The sequence below is a fragment of the Enterobacter chinensis genome (genome assembly GCF_034008295.1).
Classification (GTDB): domain Bacteria; phylum Pseudomonadota; class Gammaproteobacteria; order Enterobacterales; family Enterobacteriaceae; genus Enterobacter; species Enterobacter chinensis.
The window spans coordinates 212414-224645 of the sequence record NZ_JARDVI010000003.1 but is presented as its reverse complement, the minus strand read 5'-3'; the positions used below and the strand labels follow the sequence as shown (position 1 = coordinate 224645).

Annotated in this window: 11 protein-coding genes; 1 reads left to right on the top strand and 10 read right to left on the bottom strand. The window is 56.4% G+C overall.

Going from position 1 to position 12232, the window contains the following annotated elements; all coding sequences use genetic code 11:
• Window positions 1–153: 153 nt before the first annotated feature.
• From PYW49_RS10330 to PYW49_RS10310, 5 genes are all read right to left on the bottom strand, one after another.
• Complete coding sequence (locus PYW49_RS10330; protein WP_320386375.1) at window positions 154–594, bottom strand: DinI-like family protein; 441 nt, start codon at window positions 592–594, stop codon at window positions 154–156.
• Window positions 595–703: 109 nt separating this feature from the next.
• On the bottom strand, window positions 704–2887 hold the full coding sequence (locus PYW49_RS10325; RefSeq protein WP_320386374.1) for a replication endonuclease: 2184 nt from the start codon (window positions 2885–2887) through the stop codon (window positions 704–706).
• Window position 2888: 1 nt separating this feature from the next.
• The gene (locus PYW49_RS10320; RefSeq protein WP_134347517.1) at window positions 2889–3110 is read right to left on the bottom strand and encodes a TraR/DksA family transcriptional regulator; all 222 of its coding nucleotides are present in this window, start codon (window positions 3108–3110) and stop codon (window positions 2889–2891) included.
• Window positions 3110–3337, bottom strand: coding sequence for a DUF2732 family protein (locus PYW49_RS10315; protein ID WP_320386373.1), 228 nt, complete (start codon window positions 3335–3337; stop codon window positions 3110–3112). The genes PYW49_RS10320 and PYW49_RS10315 overlap by 1 nt, the downstream gene beginning before the upstream one ends.
• A gap of 68 nt (window positions 3338–3405) precedes the next feature.
• Window positions 3406–3744 carry a DUF5347 domain-containing protein gene (locus PYW49_RS10310; protein WP_042714015.1) on the bottom strand — a complete coding sequence of 113 codons (339 nt, stop codon included), beginning with the start codon at window positions 3742–3744 and terminating at the stop codon, window positions 3406–3408.
• A gap of 227 nt (window positions 3745–3971) precedes the next feature.
• On the opposite strand from PYW49_RS10310, the gene PYW49_RS10305 reads away from it, so the two are divergent.
• Entirely contained in the window at window positions 3972–4547 is a 576-nt protein-coding gene (locus PYW49_RS10305) for a phage repressor protein CI (protein ID WP_134347521.1), read from the top strand.
• A 103-nt stretch (window positions 4548–4650) separates the two neighbouring features.
• Here the strand turns inward: PYW49_RS10305 and PYW49_RS10300 are convergent, their stop codons facing one another.
• From PYW49_RS10300 to PYW49_RS10280, 5 genes are all read right to left on the bottom strand, one after another.
• A complete protein-coding gene (locus tag PYW49_RS10300; protein ID WP_320386372.1) occupies window positions 4651–5334 on the bottom strand; it encodes an outer membrane protein in 684 nt (227 codons plus the stop codon).
• Window positions 5335–5514: 180 nt separating this feature from the next.
• Entirely contained in the window at window positions 5515–7629 is a 2115-nt protein-coding gene (locus tag PYW49_RS10295) for a fimbria/pilus outer membrane usher protein (protein ID WP_320386371.1), read from the bottom strand.
• 63 nt (window positions 7630–7692) lie between these two features.
• On the bottom strand, window positions 7693–8121 hold the full coding sequence (locus tag PYW49_RS10290; RefSeq protein WP_320386370.1) for a DUF1090 domain-containing protein: 429 nt from the start codon (window positions 8119–8121) through the stop codon (window positions 7693–7695).
• Window positions 8122–8183: 62 nt separating this feature from the next.
• Complete coding sequence (locus PYW49_RS10285; RefSeq protein WP_320386369.1) at window positions 8184–11372, bottom strand: ATP-binding protein; 3189 nt, start codon at window positions 11370–11372, stop codon at window positions 8184–8186.
• Window positions 11369–11998 carry a response regulator transcription factor gene (locus PYW49_RS10280; RefSeq protein WP_134347510.1) on the bottom strand — a complete coding sequence of 210 codons (630 nt, stop codon included), beginning with the start codon at window positions 11996–11998 and terminating at the stop codon, window positions 11369–11371. The genes PYW49_RS10285 and PYW49_RS10280 overlap by 4 nt, the downstream gene beginning before the upstream one ends.
• Window positions 11999–12232: the final 234 nt, after the last annotated feature.

The window sequence follows — 12232 nt, the reverse complement described above, 5'->3', positions numbered from 1 at the left end:
AGGTACTGTAGAGTTTCCCGGGCCGGCAGCCTTTTCGCTATCGCTGAGAGATGGACAATCGCGGACACAACAGACCGTCCGCGAGCAGCGAAGCGTGGTTCAACGAAAGCGCAAAATCTGAATGAGGGTGTGGGTTCGGGTAATGAGCCGGGGCTAGCGCCAGCTCTCGTCTTCCCAGACTTCCCGGAGAATAGCGTCCAACGCCTCGCGATCGACCTCTCTTTCAAGCCCCTGGAGCTCGACCCCCGTCACAGACCCTATTTTCACGGTCACCCGGGATGACGGAAAAAGGGACCGTATTCTGCGGGTCAGCTCGCACTGGAAGGCCTCGACGACGGCAGGGCCAATCTGCCGATCTTTATCGAGGGTAATGTTCACCCGAACGTTACCCTCTTTTTTAATACGTTCCGGAACAGGCGATGCTGAGAAAACAACAGTAAACGCGTTGTTCTTGATTAAATTTCCCCGCGCAATCTCAGCGATCAAATTCAGGGCAATTTCACGATCTCTTTCCTGACACGTTCCTTCTGTCGTCAGTCGCGCAATCATCTCGACTCGTTCAATCATGACCTGCTCGTTCAACTCTCTGTTCACACACCCTCCACCACGAGATACTGTATAAACATACAGTAGCACGTATTCATAAAAAGAGTGAAGCGAAAAATCAGAACCCTTCACGGTATGTGCATGATATCGATGGAGATTAGCGTGCGCGCTGGGTTAACAGATTCGTTAAATGCCCAATACGTTCAAGGATTTTCCGCGCCTTTTCCTGATAAGAACGCGCCGCCGGAAAGAGCGATCCGTCAGCTGCGCCCCGGCACCATTTGTCGTTAAAGCGGCTGACGCCACCCGCCATAAGATGCAGAGCCTCTCCCCGGCTGATGGCTATTCCGGTGGCAAGCCGGATCTCGTCAATCACCCTCTCCGGGACCCCGTTCTGCGGATCCCTCTCATAGACAAAGGGCGACGCTGCACCGGGCCGGATGCGTTTGATGCGCTCGGTTAATGCCCGTCTCGCACGCCGGTTAAGGGGTTGAGAGAGATCGCTCAGCGTACAGTTATTGACAGAACTCCGAGGAGGCGCATCCTTCAGGTCCACGGCCCGCTTCGGCACAATTTTCCACTGCGTGAGTCGGGTTATAATCGGGCTGCCCGCACCAACGGCGGAATCGTACACGCCGCGAATGCGGACAGTTTCCTCGCCATACTGGTTAAACCCGGCACGCGGCGCATACAGCGTGCGCACCTGTAAATCATCGCGACGCACAAACGGCCCGCCCTGCGCGGCGACGTAACCCGCCCAGTCCCCGGCGTCCGCAGCGTCATGGACGGCGGCAAACTCGACGCTCAGACCGCGCGCGGCCTCGGTATCTGCCAGCCGGCGCAGCTCGCGGTAGACCGTTACCGGCGCCCCGCCGATAAACTGAAACTGGCGAATGTGCCAGCGCCCCGCCCAGGCCGACACGGCGGACGCCGTCTCCTTCAGCAGCCCGCCGCTTTCGTTATCGGTCTCGCCATCAAGCGCATAGCCGTCGATATTCTTTGAGATGTATTTGGCGATATAGCCGGTAGCGCTGCCTTTCTGCGGATCGATCGCTTCCGCGTGAAAACGCGCCTGTCTGGCGCTTTCGCTCTGCAGCTCAACGGCATCCTCCTGCCGCGCGTAGTCCCCTATAATCCGGCGAACGCTTTCGACATCTTCCGGCAGCATAAACATCAGCATGTGCCAGTGGGGCGTACCGTCGTGATGGGGTTCCGCGACGCGGATACCAAAAATACGCCGCCCCTCCCGGTGCAGCTTTGCGCGGATGCGCGCCCACAGCCGGGTGAAGTAGCTTTGCGTCTCCGCCGGGCTGGACCCGTTCCACTTCGCGTTGGGGTAGCCCGATTTCACGGTCGCGTGATACTGCGCGGGTGCGGTTAAGGTATAGAACTCACCCACATAGCCCAGCGCCTGGCAGATATTTTCAAACCCGCGAATGCGGGTCATCAGTTCACAGCGACGTATCGCCGGGTTGGCCACCGAGGTATCGTATTTTTCAATCAGGCTGATGCGGTTACCCTCTTCATCTTCCAGCTCCATGCCCTTGAGAAATTCGCGGGTGCGGCGCTTCTGCTCGCGCCACTCGGTCACGCAGCGCTTGCTCGCATACGCCGTTCTCTTTTTACTGACGTTGCCGAGGGCAATCTGCACATGCTCGCGCCAGGCAGCCGCGATCCGACGCAAACGCCCGCGCCACCACGCCTCGGAAAACATGCGGATCACCGCCGCGGCAACATCATCTTTGTTGAAAAACGTCTTCGACACCCGTTCCCAGTGCGGAGGCGACACGTTGAACTGCCGGGCGATCAGTCCGGCTCGCTGATACCAGACGTACAGCGTCTGGTATTCGCCCATATCAGCATCGTTAATATTCGCCAGCTCGCCGCGAATAAAGCTGGCGATATCGGCGGCCAGCAGGTCGATATCCGCGCAGGACATATCCGGGAGTCGGTTATAGCGGGCAACCAGCTCGACCATGCGCGAGGCCAGGTATTGCAGAAGCCGGGTGTCGAAATGGCCGTCAAACACGGCCCGGGAGACCGCGTCGTGCAGGCCCGCGCAGGCATAGCGTTCAGAGACCCGCCGCAGGCGGGGCAGCATCCTGTTGCAGAAGCGGATCAAAAAGGCATTGGCCTGCGGGCTGCCATGACGCTGTTCGAGGGCATCGACCGTGCGCCAGACGTCAAAGCGCACGCAGTCAGGCTGCTGTGAGAGGGCAATTCTTGCCTGCTGCAGCGCCGCGAAAAGGCGATCGCGGCGCTGCAGCTGGGCATGGGTAAGGTAAGGGCTGGCAATGGCCGACCGCGGAGCGTTCCACGGATAAGCAAATGACGTAGCCAACTCATCCTCCCCGGACGTGTTTATTTTTCATCTCCGCGATCTCCTGGCAGGTGACGCACAGGGCCACGCCGGGCACCGCCATGCGGCGTGCCTCTGGTATCGGGGCCTCGCACTCCTCGCAGAGGAAACGCGAAGGCGATGCAGGCCGTCTGCGGGCGTGATTAATGTGCCGCTCTCTGTCTTCCTGTTCGCGCGCCTGCGCAAGATCGATAAAATCGGCCATCAGTGCAGCTCCTGGGATTCACGCTCGTAGCGGGCCGCCTCGTGGCACAGCAGTTCAGCAACGTCTTCTCCGCTCAAGCCGGTTTTGAAGATATGGCTCGCCAGCGCCTCCAGGCGCAGGGAGACCGCTCGGGCTCGCGCGCATCGTTCCTCCGTTTTTGCCTCCATCAGCAGGCGTTTCAGTTCTTCACTTCCGATCGGATAAGGGCGGTTTTCACTGTTTCGCATCACGCGTTCTCCTTAAATTCAGGCAATAGAATGCCCGGCGGGTTTACGCCATTGGTTTTTTGGTTGGGTTACATCGGCATGGTCAGCCGTTCAGGAAATAAACTCACAACAGCACGAAAATGATTCATGGCGGTAATCAGCGCCCTTTTCTCCTCGGTCGTCAGCTCGCTGATATCGCACTCATGACGGGCAACGGGTAATCTCGCCAGGAAAAAGATGGCGGCCAGCGCCCTGCTGTTCTCCTCAAAACAGGGATCGCGCTTATCGCGCAGCTCAGCCATAAACCGCGCCAGCTCTTTTCCGCTATCGCTCCCGTATCGGGCGCGCAGTTCAGCGACGTGGTTAAGCCCGCTAAGACGAGCCCCCACGCTAAGTGGAACCCTTGCACGGGCAGCTTCTATCGCCATATCTCCCCTCGCGTAAATTCACGCACGCTAATGCGCTGAAAACGGGCACAGCACGGCTTTTTCCGCCGTTTGAGGATTGCGATTTCAGAAGCCATGCTGCATGATTCCCATTTTGATAATGTCTGCAATCATTAGCCTCTGTTTACCAACGTCTGCCGCTGATTGCCCGAATTTGCAATGATATTAATACCCAAATGAGTATTAGTAAACACCCAAAGGAATATATTTTGATTTTAGATTCTCAAGTGAATAATGAAGAGTTACTCGATAGAATCTGTCAGGTATATGGTTTCACGCAGAAAATCCAGCTGGCCCGGCACTTTAATATCGCCGCCAGCTCGCTTCAGAACCGCTACGCGCGCGGTACCATCTCTTACGACTTTGCGGTTCAGTGCGCGCTGGACACCGGTGCCAGCCTTCGCTGGCTGATGACCGGGCAAGGTGCACAGTTTGAAGGTCAGCCAACCCAAGGGGATCCCTTAACTGTTGCGCTATTCACTCTTAGTGATGGTCGACTGGAAGAAAATACTACTTTGAGCATTGACTCCCATTTCTTCAGCAAGCAGCTCACCCGTGGCATCGCCGTCCGGGCGGAGGGAAAACTTCACTTTGTTGAAAAAGACGCGTCGTTAACAGATGGGCTGTGGCTGGTTGAGATTGAAGGCACCACAAGCATCCGCGATTTGACGCTACTGCCAGGGAAAAAACTTCACGTTGCGGGTGGAAAGATTCCATTTGAATGCGTTATTGGCGAGATAAAAACGGTGGGTCGCGTGGTGGGTGTCTACAGCGAGGTAAACTGATGGCGTGCGGGTAATCAACATGCCACACGCACGAAATAAAAAAGCCAACCCCGCACTCCCACGGCGTTGGCCCTGTTTTTAAGGCAGTGACGCTTACAACAGGTTAAAAGACATAACGCATGCCAAGGGTAAATTCATTAGAGACGATATGCGCCTTCATCTGCTCATCTTTTAAGCCACGCATGTTCGCATAGTTGTTATATCCGCTTTCGATCTTACCCATATCGATATAGCGATAGCCCAGATCGACATACAAACGCTCAACCGGCGTGTAGCTTACGCCTGCACCTAACGCGTAAGTCAGGTTGTTTTGCGTCGTCGAGCCGTATTCACGGCCAGGATTGCCCTGCCAGCCGCCTGCTTTAATCCTGCTCACACCAAGTCCTGCGGTACCGTAAACAGAGACGCCATGGCCCAGCTCATAATCACGATAGACGTTCAACATCAGACGTTCAGTTTCGGTCTGAAGATGATCAAAACCGTTTGGGAACGCGCTGGAACCGTTGGTGTATTCCGTTTTCTGCTTAAAGGTGTATTCACCTTCCGTACGCCAGCCGTTGCCAAACTGATAGCCCGCAGCAATCGCCGCGCCGCCTAAATGCTCTTTCTGTTTACCGCCCACAAACTGCCCGACACCCGGACGGGAACTGGTATCCATCTCTTTGGCCCGCTGTTCAATCTGCAGATATTTTGCCGAACCGTAATACCCTTCTTCCTTATTTGCCGCCAGAACGGTAGCCGGGATCATCACGACAGGCAGGGCGACTACAATAGCTTTCATGTTCATCTACACTCCGTTGAAAAAACATTCCTCACGGCGAACAATCGTCTGCCGATATCAGGAAAAATAGTCAGTGAGACGAAGCATAAGCACTCCCGAAAGGGCAAACTATTCGGATGAATACGCGTTTTACCTGGTAATTTTACGTAGGGATTGGTCTCAATTTTTATCCCGTTCTTTTTACTTTCAATACCTTATCGGTTGTGGGAAACGCAGCAGGACAATTGCGCCGTCGGTCGGAACCGTTTCCAGTTCCGTCACATCCAGCGTGGTATTTTCCGGCAAGCTCTGGCTATCGACCGTAATTCTGTTCACCCGCCATGGCGTTAAGTAACTCACCAGCAGCTCGCCTTTGACATTGGTTGTTGAGCCAAACTGGTTATAGAAGCCCATTCCCGGCGAGTCCGGCACGTCCACCAGCGCAGCCGTGCTGCCGAGTTGTTGGCCCAGCGTCACACCTTCCGCGTGGACCAGAATGCTACCGCTGGTGTCGGCATGATAATCGCGGCGCGTTCCCCCGCGCACCATACTGAGATTCAGCTCGCCCGCGTTGTACTGATAGCCCAGGTTCGCAGAGAGCTCATCATCGCGGTGAACGGTATGCGTCGCCTGCAGATCGTAACGCAGGCTGTAATCACTTAACGCTGAACCGTATACATTCACCCCATGGCTATCTTCCCCCCGGCTGGCGAGCTCGGTGATATAGCCGACATTACTCGTCGCCCCCCAAAGGGATAAAGGCACACTGACGTTGATACCCACAGTGGTTTCATCCGGGTTTTTACCGTAGCGCTCGTATACGCCGTACACGCTTAAATCCACGTTGTGGAAGGTCGTATTCAGGCTCAGCGTCGTTCCCGTGTTGCCCGCGTCAGGTTCACGTGACTTCAACCATTGCCACGACAGGCTCAGGCTAGAGTCCTCGGCAAGATTCTGGTTAAGCTCCAGTTGCCCGCGAAGCGCCCGCCGGGTGACGTCATCGTCCCAGCCGTATCTCAGCAGTTCCGCCCGCGTGATTTTTTCTTCCAGCGACCGGTAATGCCCGCCACGCGGATACCACTGGAGCTGAGCGGTGAGGCTGGTTTCGGTCGTGAAGAACGCTTTGGCATAACGCACACGCCACACCTTGCCGCGCAGCGTCGCCGCCTCTTGCGTATAGCGGGCCGCGCTGACATCTCCGGAAAACGCGCCCCACAGCCCCAGGTTACCGCCGAAACCCGCGACCTGGCTGAAATAGTGCTCTCCTTGCTGTAGCCCGGCAAAAACGGTGACCTGCGGTGCAATCCCCCACGAGAAGGTACTCTGCCAGAAGCGGTCCTTATCCCTGTCGATACCGTGAAAAGGCTTATAACGTCCGGCGGCAACTTCATAGCTAAAGAGTCCCTGATGCACCAGATTGGGCATGCTGGAATAGGGCAGCAGACGGGTACGCTCTGTACCGTCGCTCTCCTGAATCGTCATTTCCAGGTTGCCGTTTGGGTCCGGCGGATAAAAATCGCGAATGGTAAATGGTCCGGGCGGGACGTGAATACGGTAAACACGTACGCCGTTCTGATGAATGGTGACTTCGGCCTCGGTGCGGGCATAGCCGTTGATCCAGGGTGAATAGGGTCGCCAGCTATCGGGGTACATCGCCTCATCACTGGCGAGTGATGCACCGCGAAACGCCAGGCTGTCGAACAAATTTGAAGACGTATTGCCGTCGCCAAAGGTCAACCGCGAACGCAGCGGCGTGATGCTACGCCAGAGCGACATCGCATTGCTGTACGAACCGTGTTGCCCCTCTTTATCGCGCCAGACGGTGTTTTGATAACGCAGCCGCCAGGGCCCAACGTTAAGGCCATTGTCCAGGTTCAGCGTGGCGTCAGTGCCGGAATGCTCCCAGTCGTACTGTGCCTGACTGTTATCCGCATCCAGACGATAGTTAATAAACAGTGCGTTGATGCCATCATCCCAGCGGCTGGTGCTGACCCCATTCTGCTGCGGACTAATGGCGTCTGTCGGGAACAGGAGCGTAAGCAGTTGCGCTTGCGGGCGGTACCAGTATTTGAGGTTAAACTGCTCGGCAGACTGGGGTGTCAGGCACCCTTTGGCATCCCAGACCAGACGCGCAAGCACCGCGTCACGCACGCCCCACTCCTCCATCAGCGGCTGGCTGAGGCAAGGCCCGGAGGCAGATACATCAAACGAGATCGCCCCTTTGTAGAGGTTATTGAGGATCACCCACGTCTTTTGAGGGGCCGCGCGGCTCTCTGCCAGAGTGAACAGCAGCATAAAACAGAGAAGACGGAGTAGAGTCATGATGGCAGGCAGCGCAAAAAGGTGAAGAGGCTAATGCCCCCTCACCTGTTTTACACAACAGCGTTATTTCTGCAGGGATGCGAGCGCAGCGCGAGCACGGTTCAGTTCTTGCTGAATACCGCTCATATCGCTCTGTTTTTCAGCCAGTTTGCGCTGGTATTTCGCCACTTTCTTGCTGTCACCTTTGGCTTTCGCTTCACGCAGGTCTGCCTGAACCTCGGCAATATCTTCACGCTTCTCTGCCAGTTTCTTCTCAAGCTTCTTCACATCTTTTTGCGCGTCAGCCTGTACGCTTGCCGGGGTGCAGTGCGCTTTGACTTCAGCCAGCGCTTTTTTCAGGCCGTTGATTTTGTAGGTATTACCGTACTGCTGGGCAATACGGATCTCTTTTTCCAGCGCGGCGGCTTTCGCGGTGCAGCTTTCTGCCGCCTGTGCGGAGGTGAACATACCAACAGATGCGATAACGGCCAGTGCGGATACAAATTTTTTCATCGGGATATCTCCTTTATATGTGAACTTCCTCGAATAAAAGAGTACCCCGGTGGACGGGAAGTTTACGCTGTACGCCCGTCCTCATTCTGCTGTAGGACGGTCTCGCCCGGTTGTAGTCCCGTCTCGCGCCAGTGCTGTAATGCGCCCCTCAATGCCAGAATGTCCTCCTCAAGCTGACGGATACCGCTGCTATCGGCAGCCTGCTCCTGCTCCAGACAGCGTGCTTCCAGCGTCGTCATACCCAGCAGTTGAATACCGCCCCGCAGCCGGTGCAGCGCTTCATTTAAGGATGTGCGGGGATCGCTTCGCCACCGCGCGATATCGCGCAGCGTCTCCTCCAGCACGGTTATCTGGAGATCCAGAAACGTTGCCAGATGCTCACCGTCCAGCAGCGCCGCGGGCAGCGTCATGGCGGGATGAGAAGCCACAGGGGATTTCCCGCAAGGGGTCAGGGATATAATCAGGTTTTCCAGCGCAACAAGCGTGACCGGCTTGAAGATACAGTCGCGCATACCCGCTTCCCGCGCCTCATCCCGAACGGATTCACGCGCGTCAGCCGTCATCCCAAACACCACGACATCCGGGTAACGTTCATTAATGATGCGCGATAACGCATAGCCACTCATTTCGGGCATGTTGCAGTCGGTGATCACCGCGTCTGGCCGTCGGGTCGCGAGGCTCTCGATCAGCATTTTCGGGGTGTCATACTGCGTAACAGCATGCCCCAGCCACTCAAGCTGCTGGGTCAGCAGCATCCGCCCGACCGGATTGTCGTCTACCACCATAATGGTCAAGGCAGCCCGTTCGCCGGGAGCCACAGAAGGAGCGGCCTCTTTCTCTGGCAGTGCGGCCATGATCGGCAGCCTGAGCGTCACCGTGACCGTCGAGCCCTCGCCCGGCACGCTGTTCAGTATGAGATCCCCTTCCATCATGTCGGCGAGCTGGCGACAAATATAGAGCCCCAGCCCGCTGCCCTGCGCCCTGGTACGGCTCTCTCCCTGACTAAAAGGCTGGAACAGGCGCTGTCGCGTCGCGTCATCAATCCCCTCGCCGGTGTCTGCTATCGTTAGCTCCAGCAGCATAAACTTGCCATCCTGCCATTGCGGCTGTGCGCGCAGCAGCACCTGACCGCGGTCGGTGAATTTTATGGCGTTACCCAGCAGGTTGGTGACGATTTGACGAAAACGCATTACGTCTATCAGTACGTCCCCTTTCAGGGCGGTATCCATTTCCAGCAACAGTTTCAATGACTTCTGCGCTGCCAGCCCCTCAAACTGCGACACCGTTCCTTCTATCAGGTTTCGAAGCGAGGCGCGCTCCGGGCGGAGCACCAGACGGCCAGACTCGATACGCTCCACATCCAGGATATTCCCGATAAGCAACAACAGCGACTGCGCCGCGTCCCAGGCGACCCGTATCGACTGCGGGTTTTGCGGGGCAGTATCCGGGCGTTTCATCACCAGCTCCAGCATGCCGATGATGGCGCTAACGGGCGTGCGAATTTCATGGCTCATGGTCGCCAGAAAGGCGCTTTTTCCCCGATGGGCTCGCTCTGCGCGATGTTTCGCCGCGAGCAGCGTCTGAATAAGCCCCAGGATGCGCGCCCGGCGGATGCGTCGCTGGCGGTAAATCCACCACACCACCAACACCAGCAATGCCGTACCGGCGGCGGTGAACGCCACCACCCACGTTATCGACAGCGCCGACGTCGACACAGAGGCAAACACATTGCCCGTATTGCCGCCGCGCGTCAGGGCGTGGAGGTCCTCCGGCGGGATGTTGATCAGTGCTTTATTCAGAATGGTGATCAGCGGCCAGGCCTGCCGCGATGCGCCAAAGGCAAAGCGCAGCGGATCGGCATCGATGCTGGCGAGAATTTTCAGTGACGCAAATTCCTTACGGGTGAGCTGGGCATTGGCAATGATAAGCGGCACAACCATCATGTCGTTTTTATTCTTCACCACGCTGTTAAAACCCTGCCACCAGGTATCGACCTTCGCCGTCTGGCCGCTGTTTTGTCTGCCAAGCCAGCCATCCGGCGCTTCACCGCGCAGGCTCACCACGCGGGGCTGAAGCACCTCCTTCCCCGGAAGCGCGTGTCCAACCATGACCCAGGAGTTATACAGCCAGGTTCGGGTGGTGAGGAGATCCGCCTGCCAGATCCCTTCCTGAGTCACGCCGGCAATCAGATCGGCCTCACCGCGACTAATGGCCCTGAAGGCGGCCTCCTGGTTCGGATAACGGCGGATTTCAAAGGTAAACCCGGTACGCAAACGAAGTGCGGTAAGGAGATCCGCAAGGATGCCGCGCAACTGCCCGCGCGCGTTGAAAAAGGCAATGGGGGCATTATCCTGCGCCACCGCGACGCGGATGCGGGAGTGTTCTTTGATCCATTTATGTTCAAGTGAAGTGTAACGCGGTGGCTCCTCGCTCAGGGAGAGCGGGATCCCCCCGCTCCAGCGGCGGTGGATCTCCACCCCCGCGTTCTCCGGCAGTGCCAGCAGCATCTTATCCAGAATCGCGATCCAGACCGCCATTTTCGGCATTGCGGCGAACGAGAATCCCGATGCCTCGAACGTGTCCGCCACCGGACGAATGCTGAGATTGCTTAAATTTGACTGACTCGCCAGGTAACGCGCGGTGATTGCATCGCTGAAGAACAGATCGATTTTGCGAAACGCCAGCGCCTCCAGCGCATGCCGCGTGGAGGTGAAGTTCACAATTTCAGCCTCCGGATAGCGAGCCAGCACCTCGCTGCTGCTGTAGACAGGCGAAACAGCGATCCTTTTCACCGGCTCATCGGGCGAGGCATCGGTGTTAACTACTTCAACCGCGATGTTGTCGCTGTAAGGCACACTCAGCACCAGCCCCTGTTTTTGCTGGTTCCCCCCTGCCTGAGGAATAAAATCTGCCTTACCTGCCCGCAATGCCAACAGGGCATCGTCATAGGTTGGATAGCGCACAACCTCGATCTCGACACCGAGATTTTCCGCCACCAGCCCGGTGAAATCCGCGTTAATACCGCCGTAATCGTTCAACCCTGTGGTGATGTCGTAAGGGGGCATCATCGGCTCCCAGACCGCCATACGGATTTTGCGATGCTCGCGTACCCAGCGCCATTCGCTGCCGCTGAGCCCCGGCTCGATCACCTCTTCATGACTACGCGCCAGCAAGCGAAGGGATTCCCCCTGTTGCGCGGCGCACACGGTGAATGCAATGCAAAAAAGCAGGATAAAGGTAACGGCTCTCACGTCTCTGGCTCTGAGGTATCAATAAGATCGAAAAGTTGTTCAAAATGCGCAAAACCGCTTTTTTTCATCATTCGTGCCTTATAAGTGCTGATGGTTTTGTTGCTGAGCGCCAGCCGATCGGCAATATCCTTGTTGCTTTTGCCCTGCTTCAGATAGTTCAGCACCGCAATTTCACGATCGGAGAAACTCGCCAGCAGCGACCGGGTGTCATGTTTTATTTCAGTAGCCTCAACGACTTTCGTGAACGTTTCTTCCGGGAAACAGTGATAGCCGTCCAGCAGCAGCTGACAAACAGGCTCGACGCGATCCAGCGCCAGGCTTTTATTAATAAACCCGCTCGCCCCGGCCTTCAGCGTACGCAGTGCGTAGATCTCCGCTGGCTGGTTGGTGTAAACCAGCACCCTGAGCGCAGGGAAGTGATGTTTGATGCGCGGAAGGAGATCCAGCCCGTCGGCATTTTTGAGTTCCAGATCGAGGATTAACAGCGACGGCAGCTCCCGATGCAGCAGCGCCAGCAGGTTCTCGCCGGAGGATGTCGTCACGGTAAAATCCGGATTTTTTTCTAGTAACACCTTGAGTGCAAAGCAGATTGCCGGATGGTCATCCACAAGCAGTATTTTCGTCATTGTTGTTTATTCTTTCCTGAGGCATTAACGGCTTCATTACGCGATGTACACCATAGCCTACCACGGGATGAATCTGGACAAGGTTTGTCTGGTTTGAGAATAATTCAGAAAATCCGAGGAGGAGGTAAGGTGCTGGTCGGGTGGATGGTGTGAAAACGCCGTAATTGATATTTTTCGAGTAGCATGACAATCACAACAATATTTTCTGAAGCCACCTCGCAATTTCCATATTAA